At 59.3% G+C, this 22,446-nt stretch carries 22 protein-coding genes; 15 read left to right on the top strand and 7 right to left on the bottom strand.

The genetic code is table 11. The annotated features are described in order from the left end of the window. The first annotated feature begins 102 nt into the window (after window positions 1-102). The 5 genes from ACP7B0_RS16270 (at window position 103) to ACP7B0_RS16250 (ending at window position 3,872) form a co-directional block, all read left to right on the top strand. Complete coding sequence (locus tag ACP7B0_RS16270) at window positions 103-1,014, top strand: LysR substrate-binding domain-containing protein (RefSeq protein ID WP_426142611.1); 912 nt, start codon at window positions 103-105, stop codon at window positions 1,012-1,014. Window positions 1,015-1,227: 213 nt separating this feature from the next. After that, the gene (gene purE / locus ACP7B0_RS16265; RefSeq protein ID WP_426142449.1) at window positions 1,228-1,719 is read left to right on the top strand and encodes a 5-(carboxyamino)imidazole ribonucleotide mutase; all 492 of its coding nucleotides are present in this window, start codon (window positions 1,228-1,230) and stop codon (window positions 1,717-1,719) included. A gap of 9 nt (window positions 1,720-1,728) precedes the next feature. After that, window positions 1,729-2,811 carry a 5-(carboxyamino)imidazole ribonucleotide synthase gene (locus ACP7B0_RS16260; RefSeq protein WP_426142448.1) on the top strand — a complete coding sequence of 361 codons (1,083 nt, stop codon included), beginning with the start codon at window positions 1,729-1,731 and terminating at the stop codon, window positions 2,809-2,811. A gap of 194 nt (window positions 2,812-3,005) precedes the next feature. Then, a complete protein-coding gene (locus ACP7B0_RS16255; protein WP_426142447.1) occupies window positions 3,006-3,251 on the top strand; it encodes a GlsB/YeaQ/YmgE family stress response membrane protein in 246 nt (81 codons plus the stop codon). An 87-nt stretch (window positions 3,252-3,338) separates the two neighbouring features. Further along, window positions 3,339-3,872: a DUF3299 domain-containing protein gene (locus ACP7B0_RS16250; RefSeq protein WP_426142446.1), complete on the top strand. Its 534-nt coding sequence runs from the start codon at window positions 3,339-3,341 to the stop codon at window positions 3,870-3,872. A 128-nt stretch (window positions 3,873-4,000) separates the two neighbouring features. Here ACP7B0_RS16250 and ACP7B0_RS16245 read toward each other — a convergent pair whose 3' ends face one another. Continuing rightward, complete coding sequence (locus ACP7B0_RS16245; RefSeq protein ID WP_426142445.1) at window positions 4,001-4,900, bottom strand: D-hexose-6-phosphate mutarotase; 900 nt, start codon at window positions 4,898-4,900, stop codon at window positions 4,001-4,003. Window positions 4,901-4,995: 95 nt separating this feature from the next. Beyond that, window positions 4,996-5,397 carry an acyl-CoA thioesterase gene (locus ACP7B0_RS16240; protein ID WP_037016781.1) on the bottom strand — a complete coding sequence of 134 codons (402 nt, stop codon included), beginning with the start codon at window positions 5,395-5,397 and terminating at the stop codon, window positions 4,996-4,998. Between the two features lie 441 nt (window positions 5,398-5,838). Between ACP7B0_RS16240 and ACP7B0_RS16235 the strand changes: the two genes are divergently transcribed. From ACP7B0_RS16235 to ACP7B0_RS16200, 8 genes are all read left to right on the top strand, one after another. Continuing rightward, window positions 5,839-7,137: an MFS transporter gene (locus ACP7B0_RS16235; protein ID WP_426142444.1), complete on the top strand. Its 1,299-nt coding sequence runs from the start codon at window positions 5,839-5,841 to the stop codon at window positions 7,135-7,137. Window positions 7,138-7,266: 129 nt separating this feature from the next. After that, entirely contained in the window at window positions 7,267-8,262 is a 996-nt protein-coding gene (locus ACP7B0_RS16230) for a phosphate ABC transporter substrate-binding protein PstS family protein (RefSeq protein WP_426142443.1), read from the top strand. A 137-nt stretch (window positions 8,263-8,399) separates the two neighbouring features. Beyond that, window positions 8,400-10,685: an ABC transporter permease subunit gene (locus tag ACP7B0_RS16225; RefSeq protein ID WP_426142442.1), complete on the top strand. Its 2,286-nt coding sequence runs from the start codon at window positions 8,400-8,402 to the stop codon at window positions 10,683-10,685. 69 nt (window positions 10,686-10,754) lie between these two features. After that, window positions 10,755-12,371, top strand: coding sequence for a phosphate ABC transporter permease PstA (pstA, locus tag ACP7B0_RS16220; protein WP_426142610.1), 1,617 nt, complete (start codon window positions 10,755-10,757; stop codon window positions 12,369-12,371). A gap of 72 nt (window positions 12,372-12,443) precedes the next feature. Beyond that, entirely contained in the window at window positions 12,444-13,277 is an 834-nt protein-coding gene (gene pstB, locus ACP7B0_RS16215) for a phosphate ABC transporter ATP-binding protein PstB (RefSeq protein ID WP_426142441.1), read from the top strand. Window positions 13,278-13,351: 74 nt separating this feature from the next. After that, window positions 13,352-14,113, top strand: coding sequence for a phosphate signaling complex protein PhoU (gene phoU / locus ACP7B0_RS16210; protein WP_426142439.1), 762 nt, complete (start codon window positions 13,352-13,354; stop codon window positions 14,111-14,113). Window positions 14,114-14,321: 208 nt separating this feature from the next. Continuing rightward, on the top strand, window positions 14,322-15,215 hold the full coding sequence (locus tag ACP7B0_RS16205) for a response regulator (RefSeq protein ID WP_426142437.1): 894 nt from the start codon (window positions 14,322-14,324) through the stop codon (window positions 15,213-15,215). A 233-nt stretch (window positions 15,216-15,448) separates the two neighbouring features. Then, window positions 15,449-16,345, top strand: a complete 897-nt coding sequence (locus ACP7B0_RS16200; protein ID WP_426142436.1) for a peptidoglycan DD-metalloendopeptidase family protein — start codon at window positions 15,449-15,451, stop codon at window positions 16,343-16,345. Window positions 16,346-16,513: 168 nt separating this feature from the next. Here the strand turns inward: ACP7B0_RS16200 and ACP7B0_RS16195 are convergent, their stop codons facing one another. The 3 genes from ACP7B0_RS16195 to phoB form a co-directional block, all read right to left on the bottom strand. After that, window positions 16,514-17,854, bottom strand: a complete 1,341-nt coding sequence (locus tag ACP7B0_RS16195; RefSeq protein ID WP_426142435.1) for a hemolysin family protein — start codon at window positions 17,852-17,854, stop codon at window positions 16,514-16,516. Window positions 17,855-17,963: 109 nt separating this feature from the next. Beyond that, window positions 17,964-19,277: a phosphate regulon sensor histidine kinase PhoR gene (gene phoR / locus ACP7B0_RS16190; protein WP_426142433.1), complete on the bottom strand. Its 1,314-nt coding sequence runs from the start codon at window positions 19,275-19,277 to the stop codon at window positions 17,964-17,966. Between the two features lie 51 nt (window positions 19,278-19,328). Next, window positions 19,329-20,018: a phosphate regulon transcriptional regulator PhoB gene (gene phoB / locus ACP7B0_RS16185; RefSeq protein WP_426142431.1), complete on the bottom strand. Its 690-nt coding sequence runs from the start codon at window positions 20,016-20,018 to the stop codon at window positions 19,329-19,331. Between the two features lie 161 nt (window positions 20,019-20,179). Here phoB and ACP7B0_RS16180 point away from each other — a divergent pair, with 161 nt between their 5' ends. Continuing rightward, window positions 20,180-20,560, top strand: a complete 381-nt coding sequence (locus ACP7B0_RS16180) for a COG4315 family predicted lipoprotein (protein WP_426142429.1) — start codon at window positions 20,180-20,182, stop codon at window positions 20,558-20,560. Between the two features lie 39 nt (window positions 20,561-20,599). Here ACP7B0_RS16180 and ubiA read toward each other — a convergent pair whose 3' ends face one another. Next, entirely contained in the window at window positions 20,600-21,490 is an 891-nt protein-coding gene (gene ubiA, locus ACP7B0_RS16175; protein WP_426142428.1) for a 4-hydroxybenzoate octaprenyltransferase, read from the bottom strand. Beyond that, window positions 21,490-22,050: a chorismate--pyruvate lyase family protein gene (locus ACP7B0_RS16170; protein ID WP_426142427.1), complete on the bottom strand. Its 561-nt coding sequence runs from the start codon at window positions 22,048-22,050 to the stop codon at window positions 21,490-21,492. The genes ubiA and ACP7B0_RS16170 overlap by 1 nt, the downstream gene beginning before the upstream one ends. A 202-nt stretch (window positions 22,051-22,252) precedes the next feature. Between ACP7B0_RS16170 and ACP7B0_RS16165 the strand changes: the two genes are divergently transcribed. Continuing rightward, window positions 22,253-22,420, top strand: coding sequence for a rubredoxin (locus tag ACP7B0_RS16165; RefSeq protein ID WP_426142425.1), 168 nt, complete (start codon window positions 22,253-22,255; stop codon window positions 22,418-22,420). Window positions 22,421-22,446 lie beyond the last annotated feature (26 nt).

The raw sequence follows: 22,446 nt of genomic DNA, 5'->3' as shown, positions 1-22,446 counted from the left end.
TGTTCGCGAAGCGACATTGGGCCTTACCCTGGCCCGACTTCTCGCCAACAAGTTGGCTCCTGCAGCATGACCGCCAATCGACAGGCAACTCTGGAGAACCCGATGAATCTGGAAAGCAAATGGCTTGAGGACTTCAGTGCCCTTGCCGCGACTCGCAGCTTTTCCAAGGCTGCCGAGCGTCGTTTCGTCACGCAGCCAGCGTTCAGTCGGCGCATTCGCAGCCTCGAATCGGCGCTGGGGCTGACGCTGGTCAATCGTTCGCGCACGCCGGTCGAATTGACGGCGGCCGGGCAGTTATTTCTGGTGACGGCACGTACGGTGGTCGAGCAACTGGGTGAGGTGTTGCGCCATCTGCACCATCTGGAAGGCGGGCAGGGTGAAGTCATACAGATTGCGGCGGCGCATTCGCTGGCGCTGGGGTTCTTCCCGCGCTGGATTGCCCAGTTGCGCAACGAGGGGCTGAATATCGCCACCCGGCTGGTCGCTACCAACGTGGGCGATGCCGTACACGCCTTGCGTGAAGGTGGATGCGACTTGATGCTGGCCTTCTACGATCCTGACGCCGCCCTGCAGATGGATGCGGAGATTTTCCCGTGGTTGCACCTTGGCGATACGCAAATGCTGCCGGTGTGTGCGGCGAATGCTGAAGGCGAGCCCTTGTTTGATCTGGAGGGCGAAGGCAGCGTGCCGCTGTTGGCGTACAGCGCGGGCGCGTTCCTTGGACGTTCGGTGAATCTGCTGCTGCGCCAGCGCAACCTGCGTTTCACCACGGTTTATGAAACCGCGATGGCGGACAGTTTGAAAAGCATGGCCCTCGAAGGGCTGGGCATCGCCTGGGTGCCGCAACTGAGCGTGCGTGCCGAACTGGCGCGAGGCGAGTTGGTGGTGTGTGGCGGCGCGCAATGGGAGGTGCCTCTGGAGATTCGATTGTATCGCTGTGCACTGGTGCGCAAGGCCAACGTGCGGTTGCTCTGGCGCAAGCTCGAAGGTGGCGCCGCGTCGGATAATGCTTGACCCTCAAGTCAGTAAATACGTGCCTCACAGGGCAGAAACGGCTGGCAAGACGGATGGTCAACGAGGGTGCATTAAACGCACTTCTTTACGGTATACTGCGCGGCCTTTGGCCGGTTCGACCGGTCATTATTCGTACAGCAAGCCACGCCGGTCCTCCCGCGTGGCTTGTTTGTTTTTTGATGCGCCTGCGGGCGCCCGATGAGAGGCACGACGATGAGCGCACTGGTTGGCGTGATCATGGGCTCCAAGTCCGATTGGTCCACCCTTAGCCACACCGCCGATATGCTGGAAAAGCTCGGCATTCCGTACGAAGTCAAAGTGGTTTCGGCCCACCGGACGCCGGACCTGCTGTTCCAGTACGCCGAGCAGGCCGAAGGCCGTGGCATTGAAGTCATCATCGCGGGCGCAGGCGGCGCGGCGCACTTGCCGGGCATGTGTGCAGCCAAGACGCACCTGCCGGTGCTGGGTGTTCCCGTGCAGTCGTCGATGCTGTCCGGTGTCGATTCCTTGCTGTCCATTGTGCAGATGCCTGCGGGCATTCCGGTTGCGACCCTGGCCATCGGCAAGGCGGGCGCGATCAACGCTGCGTTGTTGTCGGCCAGCATCCTGGGCGCCAAGCATCCGCAATTCCATGCAGTGCTGAAAAAATTCCGTGCTGAGCAGACAGACAGCGTTCTGGACAATCCAGACCCGCGCGACGCCTGAGGTTTTTCCATGAAGATCGGTGTAATCGGTGGCGGCCAGTTGGGCCGCATGTTGGCGTTGGCAGGCACCCCGCTGGGGATGAACTTCGCATTCCTGGACCCGGCGCCAGACGCTTGCGCGGCGGCGCTGGGCGAGCATCTGCGTGCCGATTACGGTGACCAGGATCACCTGCGGCAGTTGGCCGATGAGGTGGATCTGGTCACGTTCGAGTTCGAAAGTGTGCCGGCCGAAACCGTGGCGTTTCTGTCGCAGTTCGTGCCTGTGTACCCGAGCGCCGAAGCGTTGCGCATTGCCCGTGATCGCTGGTTTGAGAAAAGCATGTTCAAGGACCTGGGCATCCCGACGCCGGAGTTCGCGGATATCCAGTCCCAGGCGGATCTGGACGCCGCAGTTGCCAGCATCGGCCTGCCTGCCGTGCTCAAAACCCGCACCCTGGGTTACGATGGCAAGGGTCAGAAAGTGCTGCGCACTCAAGCCGACGTCGCCGGAACCTTCGCGGAGCTGGGCAGTGTCGGCTGCCTGCTGGAAGGCTTCGTGCCGTTCACCGGCGAGGTCTCGCTGATTGCCGTGCGGGGCCGCGATGGCGAAACACGTTTCTATCCGCTGGTGCACAACACCCACGACAACGGCATCCTGCGGATCTCCATCGCCAGCACCGATCATCCTTTGCAGGCGCTGGCCGAAGACTACGCCGGTCGCGTTCTCAAGCAGCTTGATTACGTGGGGGTGCTGGCCTTCGAGTTCTTCGAAGTCGACGGCGGCCTGAAAGCCAACGAAATCGCCCCTCGCGTCCACAACTCCGGGCACTGGACCACTGAAGGCACCGAATGCAGCCAGTTCGAAAACCACCTTCGTGCCGTTGCGGGTTTGCCATTGGGCTCAACGGCCAAGGTGGGCGAGAGCGCCATGCTCAACTTCATCGGTGAAGTGCCTGCGGTGGACAAGGTCATCGCCATTGATGACTGCCATCTGCACCACTACGGCAAGGCCTTCAAGGCCGGTCGCAAAGTGGGGCACGCTACGGTGCGCAGTGTTGATCGTGCAACCCTGGACCGTCAGGTCAAGCGGGTCGAAGCGCTGATCAAAGGCTGATCTTCTGTCAGCAATACGGGCCTCTCGCACTGGGAGGTCCGTTTGGTTCAGCTCGATCCATCCTCCATTTCCCCGTAAATTACAACGCAGCACCTACAGCGTGGAACCATTCCGGGTTGCAGGTTCTCAGATAGCAGGACACTTGGCGTCGTATCGGTACGCGGGTGTTTTCAATTCTTACAGAGGGAAACGACATGGGTATCATCGGAACCATCTTCATTGGCTTGATCGTTGGCCTGCTGGCTCGCTTCCTCAAGCCCGGCGATGACAGCATGGGCTGGATCATGACCATTCTGCTGGGCATCGGCGGCTCTCTGGCCGCGACCTACGGTGGACAGGCCATGGGCATTTATCAGGCAGGCGAGGGTGCGGGTTTCCTTGGCGCACTGGTGGGTGCAGTCGTGCTGCTGGTTCTGTACGGTCTGATCAGAAAGAACTGACGGTTATTCGGCTGGCCCTCTGCGCACTCGGCGCGCAGAGGGCTAGAATGCCGGGCTTGATTCAACCTCCTCCTGCCGAGCTTCCTGATGCGACGTCTTCTATTTATTACCCTGCTGCTGACCTGCGGCCTGGTCCATGCAGAAATCCCTGAAACCGACTGGCTCGAACTGATGCCCAAGTCGGATCAGAAGGCCCTTGAGGCCATGCCCGAGATCGACCACAACTCGCCCGAAGCGCAGGGAACCTTCGACAGCAAGGGTGGCTTGAAGCAGAGCAAAGGCTTGCCGGCGGTGATGTATTCGAACAAAACCGTACCGGCGATGAACGACAAGGAGATTCGTCTGGGCGGCTACCCGGTTCCACTGGAAACCGATGCCAAGGGTCGCAGCACCCTGTTTTTCCTGGTGCCTTATCCCGGGGCCTGCATCCACGTGCCGCCACCGCCGCCGAACCAGCTGGTGCTGGTGCGCTACCCGAAAGGTCTGAAAATCGACGACATCTATACGCCACTCTGGGTGGTCGGGAAGTTGAAGATAGAGAAGGTCAGCAATGATCTGGCCGATGCGGCGTACGCAATGGAAGCCGCCAAGGTTCGGGTTGTTGTAGAAGCGGATCTTTAACGAGGCTGCAATCTGTTGGAGCGAGCTGTTGGAGCGAGGCTTGCCCGCGAAGAACGATCACGCGGTGGATCAGACCCACCGCGCCGCCTGATTCGCGGGCAAGCCCCGCTCCAACGGGGCTTTCAGCGTTAAATCGGCTCCGCCCACACACTCACCGCCATCACGTGCATTTCTTCCGGTGCCAGGTTCACGATGTCGTCGAGCACATTGGCGGTTTCGACGCAGACCATGCCTTGCCAGCCATCGGCGGCCATGTCGCCCAAGCGTTTGGCTTTTTCCGTCCAGGGGTTCCACAGCACGGCGGACTTCGAACCGCTGGTGCAGATGTGGATTTTGCGCTGCCACTGGGGATCGACGATGCTCAGCATGTCGGGCGTGTTCAGGTAGATACGGTCGGTCTCACTGGCAAATTGCAGGGGGCCGGCTTGCTCGAGTTCTTCCCAGTTTTCCAGGGTTTCGACGTAGCGCAGACCCTCTAGGCCTTTGACGCTGATCTGGCGCACGTCACTGACGGCGAAATAACTGTGCAACGCCTGACTGAAACTCACGGGCTCGTCGCCGCTGTTGTAAGTGACCAGGCTGACGTTCAGGGCTTCATCCAGACGAATGCTCAGTTTGAGGCCGACGTTGTGAGGCCAACCTGGCAAATTTCCCTCTGCGGCAGGCTGGATGAATTCCACCAGCAAGGCGTCGTCATCTTCGCCGACCCCCATCAGCTCCCAGTCAATGGTCCGGACTTCGCCGTGGGCTTTGGCGGGCTCAGCACTTTGGCGCATGGCCTGGACGCTTTCCGGGTTGCGCTCAAGGTTGCCAAACCAGGGCCAGCAAATCGGCATGCCGCCGCGAATCGCCTTGCCGTGTTTGAACACGGCTTGCTCGTTACGCCAGATCAGCGGCGGTTGGCCGTCAACCTGATAACTGACGATGTGGGCGCCTTGCTGAGCCACCAGCAACTCTGCGTCGCGATGGCGGATGCGCCAGCATGGCAGCTCACCGATTGTGACGGTTTCAACCTGGGGCGTTGGCATAGGTAAGTTCTCGCTCAAGGACGGTGACAGAAGTAGACCGTGCAAAAGTCGGCGAGTTTACCGCGAAGCGGCCGATGCGTGCCCAGGGTGGCAAATTATCGCCGCGCCGGGACCGAGCGCGTGCGACCGCTGCCGTCGATGGCGACAAACACGAACACTGCTTCAGTGACTTTGCGCCATTCGCTGGACAGCGGGTCATCGCTCCACACTTCGACCATCATCTGGATGGAGCTGCGCCCAATCTCCAGGGTCTGTGTGTAAAAGGACAATTGCGCACCCACGGCCACCGGCACCAGAAACGCCATGCGGTCGATGGCCACTGTTGCAACGCGTCCGCCCGCGACTTTGCTGGCCATTGCTGTGCCTGCAAGGTCCATCTGGGAAACCAGCCAGCCGCCGAAAATATCGCCGAACCCATTGGTCTCACGGGGCAATGCTGTGATTTGCAAGGCCAGGTCGCCTTGCGGGATTGGATCTTCTTGTTCGAGCTCGATCATGCATAGGGTGCCTCTGACCCATGACGCTTAAGTCTTTGCCGCGGTGGAAAAACGCCCTTGCCAACCCATTGAGTGGATCAAGGCGTTTTAAGGGAAACTCTGCGAAAGCGGCTGCCGGACAGTTGATTTCGCACAGTACCCCGATACGTTTCGACACAATATGGATCCACTCACCGCCTGCGAGTATATCGGGCGATGGGGCGGGCGACGACCGCTGACTGTCGATTTAGACCCCTCGCGGCTTCTATCTGTGTGCTTTTTCGAACAATTTGCTATCGTGCCAGACCCGATCAGGCGGCACGACCGCTTGCATCACGCAATTTTGGTGCCTATTTGCATTGATTGCCTGAGAGAATCGCGTCTGCACGCCACCGCGCCGCAGTCAGCATTGCTATCGCTTACCCCCTATAAAAGAGAAGTCCTCAGAGAAGAAGCCTTGCCATGCCTTCAGTGCCATTAAGTTCCGCGCGCCCGCTGACCCGTAACGACTACAAGACCCTTTCGCTGTCCGCACTGGGCGGTGCACTGGAGTTCTACGACTTCATTATTTTCGTGTTTTTCGCCACGGTAGTCGGCAAGTTGTTCTTCCCGGTGGACATGCCTGAATGGCTGCGCATGATGCAGACCTTCGGTATTTTTGCGGCCGGTTATCTGGCCCGGCCCCTGGGCGGCATCATCATGGCTCACTTCGGTGACCTGTTGGGGCGCAAGAAAATGTTCACACTGAGCATTTTCATGATGGCGGTGCCCACCCTGATCATGGGTTTGCTGCCGACGTATGCGCAGATCGGCCTGTGGGCGCCCCTCCTGCTGTTGCTGATGCGGGTCATTCAGGGTGCGGCCATTGGTGGTGAAGTGCCCGGTGCCTGGGTTTTCGTCTCCGAGCATGTTCCCGCTCGCCATATTGGCTACGCCTGCGGCACCCTGACCTGCGGCCTGACGGCTGGCATCTTGCTGGGTTCGCTGGTCGCCACCTTGATCAACAGCGTCTATACCCCCGAGCAAGTGTCGGATTACGCCTGGCGTATCCCGTTTCTGCTGGGCGGCGTGTTCGGTCTGTTCTCGGTTTACCTGCGTCGCTGGCTGCACGAAACCCCTGTCTTCGCTGAGCTGCAACTGCGCAAGGCATTGGCCGAAGAGGTGCCGCTCAAGGCGGTGTTGCGCGACCATCGGGGCGCGATTGCCGTTTCGATGCTGCTGACCTGGTTGCTCTCGGCGGGCATCATCGTCGTCATTCTCATGACCCCGACCATTCTGCAAGGCACCACGTTCGGCTTCCCGGCTGCCGTTGCCCTGAAAGCCAACAGCCTGGCCATTGTCTTCCTGAGCGTGGGCTGTGTGGCGGCCGGTGCGCTGGCCGATCGCTTCGGTGCGGGCTGGGTGTTCCTGCTGGGCAGCCTTGGGCTGTTGATCAGCTCCTGGACGCTATATCACAGCCTCGGCGCTCATCCCGAGTGGCTGTTCCCGCTGTACGCCGTGACCGGTCTGTTCGTCGGCACCATTGGCGCCGTGCCCTATGTCATGGTCAAGGCGTTTCCACCCGCCGTGCGTTTCTCGGGCCTGTCGTTTTCCTACAACCTGTCGTACGCCATCTTCGGCGGCCTGACGCCGATGGTCGTGACCTTCATGCTCAAGGCCAGCCCGATGGCGCCCGCATGGTATGTGGCAATTCTCTGCGCCATGGGGATGGCGATGGGTGTTTATCTGCTGAAGACCGAAGTCGTCGCAGCCAGGGCCTGACAGGTGTCGGGAGGCGGGCTCTGTAGGAGAATCGTCATGCAACTGTCACAATCGCTTCATAAAGTCGTCACGCCACCCGCCTGATACTGGCGGTAACGGATTTTTCGACTACCTCGCTTGGAGCAATGTATGAAACTCAAACGTTTGATGACTGCAATGACGTTCGTCGCCGCTGGCGTGGCGACTGCACATTCCTTTGCCGCTGTTGATCCTGCGATCAAGCCTTACGTTAAGACTTCAGGCGTGTCGGGCAATCTGTCCAGTGTCGGTTCCGATACCCTGGCGAACCTCATGACGTTGTGGGCCGAGGCCTACAAAAAAGAATACCCGAGCGTCAACATTCAGATTCAGGCTGCCGGCTCTTCGACTGCACCACCGGCCCTGACTGAAGGCACCGCCAACCTTGGGCCGATGAGCCGCAAGATGAAAGACGGCGAGCTGTCGGCTTTTGAACAGAAACACGGCTACAAGCCTACGGCGATCCCCGTTGCGGTCGATGCCCTGGCGGTCTTTGTGCACAAGGACAACCCGATCAAGGGTCTGACCATGCAGCAAGTGGATGCGATCTTCTCCGCCACCCGTCTGTGCGGTGCCAAGGCGGATGTCAAAACCTGGGGTGACGTCGGCGTTACCGGAGACCTGGCAGGCAAGCCGATTCAATTGTTCGGTCGCAATTCGGTTTCCGGCACCTATGGCTACTTCAAAGAAGAAGCGCTCTGCAAGGGTGACTTCAAGGCCAACGTCAATGAACAGCCGGGCTCCGCTTCGGTGGTCAGCTCCATCAGCAGTTCGCTGAATGGCATCGGTTATTCGGGCATCGGTTACAAAACGTCCAGTGTGCGCACCGTGCCGCTGGCCAAGAAGGAAGGAACCGAGTTCATCGAGGATAATGAAGTCAACACCCTCAACGGTACGTATCCGCTGTCGCGCTACCTTTATGTCTACGTCAACAAGGCACCCAACAAGCCGTTGGCTCCCCTGGAAGCCGAGTTCATCAAGCTGGTGCTGTCAAAGCAGGGGCAGGAAGTGGTCATGAAAGACGGCTACATTCCGCTGCCAGCGAAGGTCGTGACCAAGGCATTGGCAGATCTGGGCTTGCAGGAAGGTGCTGTCGCGGGTAAGTAATCGCGGTGCGGGCGAGGTTTGCTTGAGTCAAGCCTCTCCATCAACTGTACAGTCCGCTGCCAGGATCGTGGGTGGCGGGCTTTTTTGCGTCACTTGTCTGTAATGTTTTTGTCATACAGGGCCGCTAGGGTGTGCGCATGAATAATCAGGCCAAGCCTTCGATGAATCCGACTCCACCCGCCAAGCGCATTGATTTCAATACGTCGCAGATGCAGCGCAAGCGGCGTACTCGAGCGATCACGGACAATTTGACTCGCTGGTACGTGGCCATCGGCGGTCTTGCCGTGCTGGCGGCGATCACCACGATTTTCTTTTATCTGGCCTATGTCGTCGCACCCCTGTTTCAGGGCGCAAGCCTGACTCAGGAAACCCCGGTCAAACCGGCGTGGTTAAGTGACGCTGGCAAGCCGCTGATGCTGGCCCTCGAGGAACAGAATCAGGTCGGCATGCGGGTTTCCGACAAGGGCGAAGCGGTGTTTTTCAACATTGATGACGGTGCTGAGCTCAGCCGCGTCAGCCTGCCTCTGCCTGACGGCGTAAGCGTTGCGTCCATTGGCGAAGATCAGCCCGGTACGCCGCTGGTTGCCCTGGGTTTGTCCAACGGACAGGTGCTGGTGTTCAGGCACAGTTATCCGGTCAGTTACCCGGACAACAAGAAAACCATTTCTCCCACCGTCAGTTGGCCTTTTGGCCAGGCACCGCTTGTGCTCGACGAGCAAGGCCGTGCGCTGGAGCATGTCAGCCTCAACGCCAATGGCGAAAGCTTGTTGGTGGCAGGCTCCACGGGGGCGCAACTGCATGTGCTGTCCCTTGAACAGCAAGAAAACATAATGACCGGCGAGATCAGCAGCGAGTTGAGCCGCATCGAGTTGCCGCAGATGTCGGCTGCCGTCAAAGCGATTTATATCGATCCTCGTCAGCAATGGCTGTATGTGATCAATGGCCGCGCCCAGGCGGATGTGTTCAGCCTGCGTGATCGCACGCTCAATGGTCGTTACAAGTTACTTGAAAACGGCAACGCCGAAATCACCGCCAGCACGCAGCTGGTCGGCGGCATTTCGCTGATTATCGGCGACTCCAAAGGCGGCATGAGCCAATGGTTCATGGCCCGGGATGTCGACGGTGAACAGCGTTTGATGCATATCCGCAAATTTCAGATGGGCACCACACCGATCGTGCAAATCACCGCCGAACAGCGGCGCAAGGGTTTTATCGCCCTGGACGATTCCGGCAAGCTCGGCGTGTTCCACAGCACATCCCATCGCACCCTGCTGGTTGACCAAGTGTCTGCCACTGCCGGAATCTTCGCGATGTCGCCCCGGGCGGACCGTATTGTGGTCGAACAGGACGGTGCGTTCTTGCCCATGCTTCTGGACAACCCGCACCCGGAAGTGTCCTGGAGTTCGTTGTGGAGCAAGGTCTGGTACGAGAACTACGACGAGCCCAAATACGTCTGGCAGTCCACGGCTGCCAATAGCGACTTCGAGCCCAAGCTCAGCCTGGCGCCACTGACCTTCGGCACGCTCAAGGCGGCGTTCTACGCCATGCTGCTCGCGGCTCCGCTGGCCATTGCCGCCGCCATCTACACCGCCTACTTCATGGCCCCGGCCATGCGCCGCAAAGTAAAGCCGGTGATCGAGTTGATGGAGGCCTTGCCTACGGTGATCCTCGGGTTTTTTGCCGGACTGTTCCTCGCGCCGTATCTGGAAGGCCATTTGCCCGGCGTCTTCAGCCTGTTGCTGTTGATGCCCATTGGTATCCTGCTGGCTGGTTTCATCTGGAGCCGTTTGCCTGAATCCATTCGTCTGCGGGTTCCCGATGGCTGGGAAAGCGCGCTCCTGCTGCCGGTGGTTCTGCTGATTACCTGGGTATCGCTGGGCATGAGCCCGCATCTGGAGAACTGGTTCTTCGGGGGCGACATGCGCATGTGGATCACCGATGATCTGGGTATCACCTACGATCAGCGCAATGCCCTGGTGGTGGGTATCGCCATGGGCTTTGCGGTCATCCCCACGATCTACTCGATTGCCGAGGACGCAGTCTTCAGCGTGCCCCGTGGCCTGACCCTGGGTTCGCTGGCGCTGGGCGCCACACCGTGGCAGACCCTGACCCGCGTGGTCATCCTGACCGCCAGCCCCGGCATCTTCTCGGCGCTGATGATCGGCATGGGCCGCGCGGTGGGTGAAACCATGATTGTGCTGATGGCCACTGGCAATACACCGATCATGGACATGAACCTGTTTGAGGGCATGCGCACGCTGGCGGCGAACGTGGCGGTGGAAATGCCGGAGTCGGAAGTGGGAGGCAGTCATTACCGAGTGTTGTTCCTCGCAGCCCTGGTGCTGCTGACGTTCACCTTCATGATGAACACTTTCGCAGAGCTGATTCGTCAGCGGCTGCGCAAGCGATACTCGTCCCTCTAAGGAAGGTAGAAGTTCGTGAAAAAGAACTCCCTCAAAGGCTGGTTCAAAAGCGGTGCCCCCGGCGTCTGGATGAGTGCGGGTGCGGTAGCCATCGCCGTCGCCATGACCCTCGGCCTGCTGGCTGTCATCGCCGTGCGTGGTCTGGGGCATTTCTGGCCGGCTGACCTGACCTACGCACAGTACGACGTGCCCGATCAGCCAAAACACGTTCTGATAGGTGAAGTGGTCCAGCAGGAACAGGTCCCGCGTGCGCGCCTGAAAGGTTCTGGCTTGCCAGTGCCCGACGAAGGCCCGGAATTCATGACCCGCGAGCTGTTCAAGGTCGGTAATCGCGACCTCAATCCCAGTGACTTCACCTGGGTCGTCGGGGAGTGGTTGACGCAGCAGAGCACCCCGCTGGAACTGATGACACTGGAGCGCCGGGAGTGGGGCAACTTTTACGGCTATCTGGTGAACGTGAAGGAAAACGGCAAGGTCGTCGCTGAGGGCCAAGCCGCCTGGCCGACTCTGCAAGAGCGCATCCAGCGGGTCAGTGGCCTGGCTCACGAGCTGTATACGCTGGAAAAGAAAGACATCGGTGCTATCAACCATGGCATCGACCGCTTGCGCCTGAAAGCCCGCAAGCTGGAGCTGGAAGGCAGACTGGACGCGCAAGCCCAGGCTGACATGGCCACCGAGCGCGCCGAGCTGGACAGCCGCTACAAAGAGATCGAAACGCGTCTCGGCACGCTGCACGCCGCCTTTGACCGCGACAGCCTGACCGCCCGCGATGCCAACGGCCGGGAAGTCGAAATCAGCCTGGGCAAAGTCGTGCATGCCTATCAGCCCAACGCCATGGGCGTGTTTTCCAAGCTCGGCTTCTACTTCACGAAGCTGTGGGAATTCCTCAGCGAGGATCCACGAGAAGCCAACACGGAAGGCGGTATCTTCCCGGCGATTTTCGGCACCGTGATGATGACGATGATCATGGCCGTGATCGTGACGCCGTTCGGCGTGCTGGCGGCGGTTTACCTGCGTGAATACGCACGGCAAGGCCCGGTGACACGCTTGATACGGATTGCCGTGAATAACCTGGCGGGGGTTCCGGCCATTGTTTATGGCGTGTTCGGCCTGGGGTTTTTCGTCTACGTGCTGGGGGGGTCGCTGGATAAGCTGTTCTTCCCGGAAGCCTTGCCTGCGCCGACTTTCGGCACACCGGGTTTGCTCTGGGCGTCGCTGACGCTGGCGCTGCTGGCTGTGCCCGTGGTGATCGTGGCCACCGAAGAAGGGCTGGCGCGTATCCCGCGCACGTTGCGCGAAGGCTCGCTGGCGTTGGGCGCCACCAAGGCTGAAACCCTCTGGAAGATTGTCCTGCCCATGGCCAGCCCGGCCATGATGACCGGCCTGATTCTCGCCGTGGCCCGCGCGGCGGGGGAAGTTGCGCCGCTGATGCTGGTGGGCGTGGTCAAACTGGCCCCGTCGCTGCCGTTGGACGGCAACTATCCTTACCTGCATCTGGACCAGAAAATCATGCATCTGGGCTTCCACATCTACGACGTCGGCTTCCAGAGCCCGAACGTCGAGGCGGCGCGTCCGCTGGTGTATGCCACCGCCTTGCTACTGGTCCTGGTGATTGCCTTGCTCAACCTGTCTGCAGTAACGATTCGTAATCATCTGCGCGAGAAATACAAGGCGCTGGACACCTGATTTGCAACAGCACCGCTCCCTCACAGAAGGCGGGCGGTTCGATGAACAGAATGCGTAGCGTAGGGAGCCACCATGCAGAACGACAACCCGAGCCACAGCGTCAACATGACGAGTCTGGGGCGTAAAAGGCAGGACCTGCATCTGGCTGACGAGACCGTGGCCATCGAGGTGCCAGGGCTGAACCTGTTTTATGACGACAAACAGGCATTGTTCGACATCGCCCTGAATGTTCCCAAGCAACGGGTGACGTCTTTCATCGGGCCGTCCGGTTGTGGTAAATCAACATTGTTGCGCACGTTCAACCGCATGAATGATCTGGTCGATGGCTGTCGTGTCGAAGGGGCCATCAATCTGTGGGGGCATGATATCTATCGCAAGGGCGAGGACGTTGCCGAGCTGCGGCGTCGCGTCGGCATGGTGTTCCAGAAGCCGAACCCGTTTCCCAAGACCATCTATGAGAACGTGGTCTACGGCTTGCGGATTCAAGGCATCAACAAGAAGCGCGTGCTCGATGAGGCCGTGGAATGGGCGCTCAAGGCCTCTGCGCTGTGGGACGAAGTCAAGGATCGCCTGCACGAGTCTGCGTTAGGCTTGTCGGGCGGTCAGCAGCAACGTCTGGTCATCGCCCGCACGATCGCGGTCGAGCCTGAAGTGCTGTTGCTGGATGAGCCCTGTTCGGCGCTCGATCCAATCTCGACGCTAAAAGTTGAAGAGCTGATCTTCGAACTGAAATCCAAATACACCATTGTGATCGTTACCCACAACATGCAGCAGGCGGCGCGGGTCTCGGATTACACCGCATTCATGTACCTGGGCAAACTGATCGAATTCGGTGATACAGACACGCTGTTCACCAATCCGGCACAAAAACAGACGGAAGACTACATCACCGGCCGCTATGGCTAGTTGAAGCGTGTTTTGTCAGCCCTGAACCACCGCTGCGTTTTTGCACTCAATCGGACGTTCCAAGGACACCTAGCATGATCCATAAAGACAGCCTCACGCATCACATCTCACAACAGTTCAACGCCGAGCTCGAAGAAGTGCGTAGCCATTTGCTCGAAATGGGTGGATTGGTCGAGAAGCAGGTCAATGATGCGGTGACCGCCTTGATCGAAGCCGATTCAGGGCTGGCCCAGCGCGTTCGCGAAGTTGATGACCGCATCAACCACATGGAGCGCAACATCGACGAAGAATGCCTGCGCATTCTGGCGCGTCGTCAGCCAGCGGCCTCGGACCTGCGCCTGATCATCAGCATCTCCAAGTCGGTGATCGACCTGGAGCGCATCGGTGATGAAGCCACCAAGATCGCTCGTCGCGCCATTCAGCTGTGCGAAGAGGGTGAAGCGCCGCGTGGTTACGTCGAAGTGCGTCACATTGGTGATCAAGTGCGCAACATGGTTCGCGATGCGCTGGACTCGTTCGCGCGCTTCGACGCCGATCTGGCTTTGTCGGTGGCCCAGTACGACAAAATCATCGACCGCGAATACAAGACCGCGTTGCGTGAGCTGGCGACCTACATGATGGAAGACCCACGTTCCATTTCCCGTGTTCTCAGCGTGATCTGGGTACTGCGCTCCCTGGAGCGCATCGGCGACCATGCGCGCAACATTTCCGAGCTGGTGATCTACCTGGTACGCGGCACCGATGTGCGCCACCTGGGCCTCAAACGCATGAAAGAAGAAGTGCAGGGTATATCGACCGAAAGCCCTAATGTTCCGGGCGAAGCTGACGATAAATAAGACTGCCTGCGAAAAAAAACGCCCAGCATGCAGCTGGGCGTTTTGCATTCATGGGTTACGAATTTTCAGCCGCCCGCGAATTAAATGTCCTGGCGTCGTCAACAGTTTGGCCGCTGGCCATCAGCCAGCGCTATGCTTGCCGAAATAAAGGGCGTGTCAGCAACAACGCAGTTCGCCACCCACGGCGGACACGCCCGCAGGAGCGTCGATGAGTAAAGTCAGTGTTTTGATTGTGGATGACGCGACTTTCATTCGCGATCTGGTAAAAAAAGGGCTACGCAACTATTTCCCCGGGATTCACACCGAAGACGCCGTGAACGGTCGCAAGGCGCAGGTCATGCTGACCCGCGAGACCTTCGACCTGATTTTGTGCGACTGGGAAATGCCGGAAATGTCTGGCCTGGAGCTGCTGTCCTGGTGCCGTCAGCAAGACGGTTATCTGAAGAGCGTTCCCTTCATCATGGTGACCAGCCGTGGTGACAAGGAGAACGTTGTGCAGGCCATTCAGGCCGGTGTGACCGATTTTGTCGGCAAGCCGTTCACCAATGAACAACTGCTGACCAAGGTCAAAAAGGCCCTGGCCAAGGTCGGCAAGCTCGATGCCGTGATGACCAGTGCCCCCAGCCGCATCGGGTCGTCCATCAATGAGTCGCTCAGTGCGCTGACGGGTGGCAGGGCTGAAGTCGTCAAGTCTGCATCATCCGCCCCGGCCGGCATCGCCAAGCCGCCTCCAGTGGCCGCTGCTTCGGCCCCGCAAGCGCCGACGGGGCGTGGTCAGGGGCAATTGCGTCTGTCCAGCGGCATTGCGCAATGTGTGATCAAGGCGCTGACGCTCAAGGAAGCCCTGTTGGTGGTACGCCGCAGCGATAACCTGCCGCAGATCCTCGAACAGGCGGTGCTTGACCTGGAGCAGGGCGAAAACGCCGAAGTCGCACGCCTCAATGGCTATCTGCATGCCATTGTGGCGTTCGAGCAAAAGCCGGACAGCGACTGGTTGCAGTTGACCTTTCGGTTTACCGATCAGGATGCGCAAAAGCTGGACTACGTGTCCCGCCTGATTGCCCGCGGCACCGCCCAGAAACACTTTGTGCCGGGTGGTTGATAGCCGATCTGTTGGAGCGAGGCTTGCCCGCGAAGGCTTTTTCAGGGTTCAGCTATTTGGCTGAATGCACTGACCCCTTCGCGGGCAAGCCGCGCTCCAACGAATTGCAATCCCTCAAGCCTCTGGCGCGATTTCCTTGACGCCTTGTCTATTGCCGATTGATACAGCTAAGTCCTCATCGACCCCGATCACTGGTAGGCTGGCCCAACTTATCGACAACCCAGACTGATCCCATGATCGAGCGCTTACTGATCCTGTGTGCTCTGTTGCTGGCCGCGCAATCGGCCGGGGCCGTGACCATCTACAAATTCACCGATGCCAATGGCGTTGTGTCGTTTACCGACCGGCCCACCGCCGGTGCGTCCGTGGTGGTGTTCAGGGATCGGATGGTCGAACGCATCGAGCGTCAGGTGCATCTGAGCACCCTAAAGGAAAAGGGCGTGCACAGCCTGTACGTGCGCAACGATCTGTACGCGCCGGTGGAAGTCGAGCTCAAACTTTCCAGGGTGACGAACGTTCTGGGCGTTGCTGACCAGTCTATCCGGCGCACCCTCGCTGCGCGCAGTACTGAGCGGTTGGTGGTGTTGAGTCCGAAAGTTGCCAGCCAGGCCATGAGTTACAAAACTCACCTGCGGTCCATCGTGGGCGATCCACAGCGTTCGACGCTGGCCTATCGATATCCGCTGCCGTGGGTGGGTGGCCCGTTTCGCTTGAGCCAAGGCCCGAACGGGACTTACAGCCACTTCGGTGCCAAGGGCCGTTACGCCCGGGACATCGCCATGCCCGAAGGCACGCCCATCATCGCGGCGCGTGGCGGGGTGGTGATCAAGACCGAGAATGATCAGACCGGCAAAGGCTCAAACCCTTCAGGCAACTTCGTGCGCATCCTGCACGACGACGGCACCATGGGCGTCTACCTGCATTTGATGCAAGGGTCGGTCAAGGTCAAGGAAGGCCAGCACGTCAGCGTCGGCACCGCTCTGGCGCGCTCAGGCAACACCGGCAACAGCACCGGCCCGCACCTGCACTTCGTGATTCAGCGCAACGTCGGGCTGGCGCTGGAATCCATCCCCTATGAATTCGCCCAACCGGTGCAAAGCCTGCCCAATTTTGCAATTGGGGGAAATTGATGGTGGCGGACGACTCGTAGGAGGCTTGAAGGGGGGCGGGAATTGACGGTGGCGGACGACTCGTAGGAGCGAGGCTTGCCCGCGAACAAAGCCATCAGGCAACCGATCATTGCCTGACCCCGCGTATTCGTGGGCCGCAACGCCGCCTCGCGCCCACAGGTTCAGTCATCAATCGATCTTGACGACCTTGGCCAGCACGATTTTCGGGCCTTTCATCTTCTTGATGATGATGCGCAGCCCTTCGATTTCCATCACTTCCTCGACTTCCGGCACCCGCTTGAGGCTGTCGTAGATCAGCCCGGCCAGGGTTTCGGCTTCCACGTGGTCCAGATCCACGCCCAGCAGGCGTTCGACCTTGAACAGCGGCGTGTCACCACGCACCAGCAGCTTGCCTGGCTGATAAGCCAGAATGCCGCGCTCGACCTTGCGGTGTTCGTCCTGAATGTCGCCGACCAAGACCTCCAGCACGTCTTCCATGGTCAGGTAGCCAATGATCTTGCCATCGGCTTCTTCCACCAGCGCGAAGTGCGCGCCGCCCTGACGGAACTGCTCAAGCAAGCGTGACAGCGGCATGTGCTTGGAGACGCGCTCAAGTGGACGGGTCAGTTCGGCCAGGTTGAACGATTCGGGGATGTGATCCAGCGCGGCCAGTTCCAGCAGCAGGTCCTTGATGTGCAACAGGCCGACGAACTCGCCACGCACTGCATCGTAGACCGGATAGCGGCTGAACTTGTGGCGGCGGAACAGCGCGAGGATTTCCTTGAGCGGCGCGTTGAAATCCAGGGTCACCAGGTCTTCACGGGAGTTGGCCCAGTCGACCACTTCCAGTTCGCCCATTTCCACGGCCGATGCCAGAACGCGCATGCCTTGGTCGCTGGGGTCCTGGCCACGGCTGGAGTGCAGAATCAGCTTCAATTCTTCGCGGCTGTAACTGTGGTCGTGATGCGGGCCGGGTTCCCCCTGGCCTGCAATGCGCAAAATACCGTTGGCGCTGGCGTTGAGCAGGTAAATGGCCGGGTACATCGCCCAGTAAAACAAGTACAGCGGCACGGCGGTCCACAGTGACAACAGCTCAGGCTTGCGGATCGCCCAGGATTTAGGGGCCAGTTCGCCGACCACGATGTGCAGGTAAGAGATGATGAAGAAGGCGGAAAAGAACGACACGCCTCTGATCACTTCCGGCGAGTCCACGCCCGCAGCACTCAGGAGCGGCGCCAGCAGGTGGGCGAATGCCGGTTCACCGACCCAGCCCAGGCCCAGGGAAGCCAGGGTGATACCCAGTTGGCAGGCCGACAGGTAGGCGTCCAGCTGGCTGTGCACGGTGCGCAGAATGTGTCCGCGCCAGCCGTTTTTTTCCGCAATGGCCTCGACCTTGGTCGAACGAAGTTTGACCATGGCGAATTCCGCCGCAACGAAAAAGCCGTTGAGCAGCACCAGAACCATTGCGAAGAGAATCATGCCGAAGTCGGCGAAAAGCGAAGCGAAGTTAAAACTAGGGGAAGGGTCCATGGTGGAGGTTTACAGGTTCCGTATTGACTGAGAAGAGAGCTGCCGCATCAGAATCGTGGGCATAGGAACGGCAATGTAGCGGCTAGCAGCCAGCTTGCCTAGTCGCGCCTCAGGGTTTGAGCAGTTGAATAGCCGGAAAGTGGCAGATAAAAACGCTGCCCTTGCCGGGTACGCTGTTGATTTCCAGTGTGCCGCGATGGCGCAACAGCACATGCTTGACGATTGCCAGCCCAAGCCCGGTGCCGCCAGTATTCGACGCACGGCTTGAATCCACCCGATAAAAACGCTCGGTGAGGCGGGAAAGGTGTTTGGTCTCGATGCCGATCCCCGAGTCCTGCACGCTCAAGTGCGCGCCTTGCCCGTCGCTCCACCAGCGGATACGAATGGTGCCTTCGGCCGGGGTGTATTTCACGGCGTTGAAGATCAGATTCGAGAACGCGCTGCGCAGTTCGGTTTCGCTGCCCTTGAGCTGCACGTCGCTCTCGACGTCCAGGCTGATCTGCTGGTTCTTGCTGCCGGATAACGCCTGCGCATCGCCCTTGATGGTTTTGAGCAGTTGGCCCACCTCGATCGGATAGTTATCGGACGGATAATCGGTGGCTTCGAGCTTGGCCAGCAGCAGCAGGTCATTGAGCAGCGTCTGCATGCGGCCACCCTGTTGATGCATCTGTTGCAGCGCGCGAACCCAGCGGGGGTTCACGTCCTCGACGTTATCAAGCAGGGTTTCCAGATAGCCGAAAATCACCGTCAGCGGCGTGCGCAACTCGTGGGACACGTTGGCGACGAAGTCCTTGCGCATCTGTTCCAGTTGATGAATACGCGTGACATCGCGCACCAGCATCAGGTGTTCGTTATTGCCGTAGCGGGTAACCAGCAACTGAATATGCAACCGGTCGTTAGTGGGTGAGGGGATTTCCAGAGGCTCGGCGTAGTTGCCTTGCTCGAAATACTCCTTGAAGCGTGGATGGCGCACCAGATTCGTCACCGGCTGGCCGCTGTCCTGCGGGGTCTTGAGCCCAAGCAGGGTTTCTGCGGCGCGGTTCCACCATTCAAGATTGCCTTCGCTGTCGAGCATGATGACAGCGTCTCTGAGGGCAGCAGTGGATTCCTGGACGCGGTCAATGACCGCCTGCAGCCGGCCACGCACCCGTTGGTCGCGGCGCTGCAGATGGTAGATGCTGTCGAAGACTTCACCCCACAGACCATAGCCATCCGGCGGCGGTTCGTCGGCCTTGTGTTTGCTCAGCCAGTCATGCAGGCGCAGCAACTGTTTGAGTGTCCAGGTCAGATAGAGCCCCAGTGCGATTGCCAGGCTCCAGCCATATTGATCGCTTATAAAACCAACCACGAACGCCGCTGTGACCAGCATCAACATGTGGCGTATCAGGGTGCCATACCAGTTTTGATTCAATTGAACGCACATCCTTGTCGAGCGCGGATATCCGGGCAGCGCTGTCTACCTGCAAACCGGCTTTCAGTTCTTGGTGGAAAACCGATAGCCCGTGCCGCGCACGGTTTGTACCAGATTTTCGTAGGCGTCGCCGAGGGCTTTGCGCAGGCGACGGATGTGAACATCAACAGTGCGTTCTTCGACATAGACATTGCCACCCCAGACCTGGTCCAGCAGTTGACCGCGTGTGTAGGCGCGTTCCTGATGGGTCATGAAGAATTGCAACAAACGATACTCGGTCGGCCCCATTTCCGCAGGTTTGCCGTCAATGGTGACCCGATGGCTGATGGGATCAAGCAACAGACCGCCCACTTCGATAGGGGATTCGCCATCCGTCGGACCGGCGCGACGCAGCACAGCCTTCAGGCGAGCCACCAACTCACGGGGTGAGAACGGCTTGGTGATGTAATCATCCGCCCCGACTTCCAGGCCCTGGATCTTGTTGTCTTCCTCGCCCTTGGCCGTGAGCATGATGATCGGAATGTCGCAGGTCAGCTCGTCGCGCTTGAGGCGTCGGGCCAGCTCGATGCCGGACGTGCCGGGCAGCATCCAGTCGAGCAGAATCAAATCCGGTTTGCGGTCGACAATGATTGCGTGGGCTTGCTGAGAGTTCTCTGCTTCCATGCAGTCATAACCGGCCATTTCCAATGCAACGGCGATCATTTCGCGAATAGGCGCTTCGTCGTCAACGATCAGAATGCTCCTGCCAGCCATGCTTGAACCTCTTGTCATTTAACTGTCTTGGGGCGCATTAGATAACGGAATTATTGCAGTCGTGTGACACCTCGGGGGAGGGCTAGCATGCCACGTCACTCCGGGTCTAAGCTGGGGAGTCTGTCCCTTAACAATTTTTACAACAACAAGAGGATTACCTGATGGCTAAGTTTTCATCAACGTTGATGGGCCTTTTGGCTGCCGCTGCGCTGGCATCCTCCGGCCTGGCCTTCGCTGCCGAGCCGGGAATGAAAGACAATGATGGCATGTTGACCGATCATCACGGCGCAACGCTTTATACCTTCGATAAAGACGCAGACGGTAAATCCGCCTGTAACGATAAATGCGCGATCAACTGGCCACCCCTGACTGCCAAGCCGGGAGACAAAGCTTCCGGGAAGTGGACCATCATCAAGCGCGACGATGGTTCCATGCAGTGGGCCTACGAAGGCAAACCGGTGTACTTCTATAAAGATGACAAGAAGGCAGGCGACATGACCGGCGACGGAAAAGGCGGCGCCTGGCACATCATCAAGCCCTGAGCTTGTCCCTGCGCTGACTGCCGGCCACGAACCTGTCAGTCAGCGCAAGGCGTAGTCTGCGACGATCCCGATGAAGATCGCCAGCCCAGCCCAATGGTTATGCAGAAACGCCTTGAAGCACGCTTGTCGATCACGGCTGCGGGTTGACCAGAACTCCCAGGCAAAACAACCCGCCGCTGCCCACAGCCCCAGATAGAAGTACCCCCCCATCTCGAAGCGCCCGCCCGCCAGTAGCAGGCAGCCCAATGCCAGACCTTGCAGCGTCAGGATGATCACCCGGTCCGCGTCACCGAACAGCACCGCCGTGGACTTAACGCCGATCTTCAGGTCGTCTTCACGGTCGACCATCGCATAATAAGTGTCGTACGCGACCGTCCACAGTAGATTGGCGATATACAGCAGCCAGGCCGCCGCAGGTAAGTCCCCGGTTTGTGCCGTGAACGCCATGGGCATGCCCCACGAAAACGCCGCGCCCAGCACCACTTGCGGGTAATAGGTGTAGCGCTTCATGAACGGATAGCACGCGGCCAGCGCCAGACCGCCGAACGATAACCAGATTGTTGTGGGATTGGTCAGCAGCACCAGCAGGAAACTTACGATCACCAGAACGGCGAACAACACCAGAGCTTCACGGGAGCTGATCTTGCCGCTTACCAGAGGCCGCTGTTCCGTGCGTTTGACGTGGCCGTCCACCTTGCGGTCGGCAAAATCATTGATCACGCAGCCAGCCGCACGCATCAGCACCACGCCGACCACAAAAATCATGATATTGGCCAGCGACGGTGCGCCTTCCCCGGCAATCCACAATGCCCACAGCGTCGGCCACAGCAACAGGTAAATGCCGATGGGCTTGTCCAGGCGCATCAACTGAATGAAATCCCAGGCGCGGGGATTCAGCCGATTCAAGGATTTGAGCAGCGTCAGGTACATCAGCAGTTTTCCCCGTTTTCAATGGCCCGCCACAGCGTCGGCAGGAACACTTCAGCGACCAGGATTTTCAAAGGCCCGCGACTGAAACACGAACGGCGTCCCCATAACTGATCTGCGGCGTCCGGGGCTGGCAGCCAGTCGACCGGATAGCGGCAGATCTGCAAGGGGCCGCGCAGGAAGGCTTCGTCGCAGAACAATAATTCACCCAAGGACCGCGCGCCCAGCTCGCCCATGTTCAGACCGCCCTCCTGCAACGCCTTGCGGGCGGCGACGCTACGGGCAAAGACCCATTTTTCGCCACGGCCACGCAGATAAACCTCGCGCACCCAGCCGACACTTTGCTCAGGCAAGTCCAACGCTGTGCACTCGTCGTCGCGAAGCGGTTGCCAGCCTTCGAAAAGCGGCGTGACATTAAAGTGATCGCTGGAGAGCGCGGTCAGACGGCGGGTCAGTGAGTCCGGGTGGAACAGCCACTCAAGCACCACCGGCGCGGGTGTCTCAACGAGAAACTCACGCTCAAGCCAGATAAGAGTGGGAAAAACCGGTTTTTGCTGGGTCACAATAAGCCGTTGTGGGCGTTCATGAAGGCGGCGAGCTTAGCATGATTGGCCCTCTCAACCGATGGCCTGCAATGGCTCGTGACAGCAATCGGGCTTGCATGTCTGCGTCCCGATCAGTACAAAACGCCCTGAGCACGGTGGCAAGCGTGAAACCCATCGACCGCCATGCCAGCGACACCCCGAAAACCTGAGAGAAATTCTGATGAAAAAGTGGCAATGCATTGTCTGTGGCCTGATCTACAACGAAGCCGATGGCTGGCCCGATGACGGCATCGCGCCGGGCACGCTGTGGCAAGACGTTCCTGAAGACTGGCTGTGCCCGGATTGCGGCGTCGGCAAAATAGACTTCGAAATGATCGAAATCGGCTGATTCAGCGGCTCACTGATACTGACTTC

The organism is Pseudomonas sp. DWP3-1-2 (assembly GCF_049896285.1).
Classification (GTDB): Bacteria; Pseudomonadota; Gammaproteobacteria; order Pseudomonadales; family Pseudomonadaceae; genus Aquipseudomonas.
This window is presented reverse-complemented; position numbering and strand designations above follow the sequence as displayed.

Excerpts from the sequence above, each read along its gene's own strand:
- ACP7B0_RS16200 (WP_426142436.1), top strand. The coding sequence starts at position 15,449 with ATGATCGAGCGCTTACTGATCCTGTGTGCTCTGTTGCTGGCCGCGCAA.
- ACP7B0_RS16260 (WP_426142448.1), top strand. The coding sequence starts at position 1,729 with ATGAAGATCGGTGTAATCGGTGGCGGCCAGTTGGGCCGCATGTTGGCG.
- ACP7B0_RS16205 (WP_426142437.1), top strand. The coding sequence starts at position 14,322 with ATGAGTAAAGTCAGTGTTTTGATTGTGGATGACGCGACTTTCATTCGC.
- ACP7B0_RS16240 (WP_037016781.1), bottom strand. The coding sequence starts at position 5,397 with ATGATCGAGCTCGAACAAGAAGATCCAATCCCGCAAGGCGACCTGGCC.
- ACP7B0_RS16270 (WP_426142611.1), top strand. The coding sequence starts at position 103 with ATGAATCTGGAAAGCAAATGGCTTGAGGACTTCAGTGCCCTTGCCGCG.
- ACP7B0_RS16250 (WP_426142446.1), top strand. The coding sequence starts at position 3,339 with ATGCGACGTCTTCTATTTATTACCCTGCTGCTGACCTGCGGCCTGGTC.
- phoU (WP_426142439.1), top strand. The coding sequence starts at position 13,352 with ATGATCCATAAAGACAGCCTCACGCATCACATCTCACAACAGTTCAAC.
- phoB (WP_426142431.1), bottom strand. The coding sequence starts at position 20,018 with ATGGCTGGCAGGAGCATTCTGATCGTTGACGACGAAGCGCCTATTCGC.
- ACP7B0_RS16195 (WP_426142435.1), bottom strand. The coding sequence starts at position 17,854 with ATGGACCCTTCCCCTAGTTTTAACTTCGCTTCGCTTTTCGCCGACTTC.
- ACP7B0_RS16255 (WP_426142447.1), top strand. The coding sequence starts at position 3,006 with ATGGGTATCATCGGAACCATCTTCATTGGCTTGATCGTTGGCCTGCTG.
- ACP7B0_RS16245 (WP_426142445.1), bottom strand. The coding sequence starts at position 4,900 with ATGCCAACGCCCCAGGTTGAAACCGTCACAATCGGTGAGCTGCCATGC.
- phoR (WP_426142433.1), bottom strand. The coding sequence starts at position 19,277 with ATGTGCGTTCAATTGAATCAAAACTGGTATGGCACCCTGATACGCCAC.
- ACP7B0_RS16230 (WP_426142443.1), top strand. The coding sequence starts at position 7,267 with ATGAAACTCAAACGTTTGATGACTGCAATGACGTTCGTCGCCGCTGGC.
- ACP7B0_RS16180 (WP_426142429.1), top strand. The coding sequence starts at position 20,180 with ATGGCTAAGTTTTCATCAACGTTGATGGGCCTTTTGGCTGCCGCTGCG.
- ACP7B0_RS16235 (WP_426142444.1), top strand. The coding sequence starts at position 5,839 with ATGCCTTCAGTGCCATTAAGTTCCGCGCGCCCGCTGACCCGTAACGAC.
- ACP7B0_RS16165 (WP_426142425.1), top strand. The coding sequence starts at position 22,253 with ATGAAAAAGTGGCAATGCATTGTCTGTGGCCTGATCTACAACGAAGCC.
- pstB (WP_426142441.1), top strand. The coding sequence starts at position 12,444 with ATGCAGAACGACAACCCGAGCCACAGCGTCAACATGACGAGTCTGGGG.
- purE (WP_426142449.1), top strand. The coding sequence starts at position 1,228 with ATGAGCGCACTGGTTGGCGTGATCATGGGCTCCAAGTCCGATTGGTCC.
- ubiA (WP_426142428.1), bottom strand. The coding sequence starts at position 21,490 with ATGTACCTGACGCTGCTCAAATCCTTGAATCGGCTGAATCCCCGCGCC.
- ACP7B0_RS16225 (WP_426142442.1), top strand. The coding sequence starts at position 8,400 with ATGAATAATCAGGCCAAGCCTTCGATGAATCCGACTCCACCCGCCAAG.
- pstA (WP_426142610.1), top strand. The coding sequence starts at position 10,755 with ATGAGTGCGGGTGCGGTAGCCATCGCCGTCGCCATGACCCTCGGCCTG.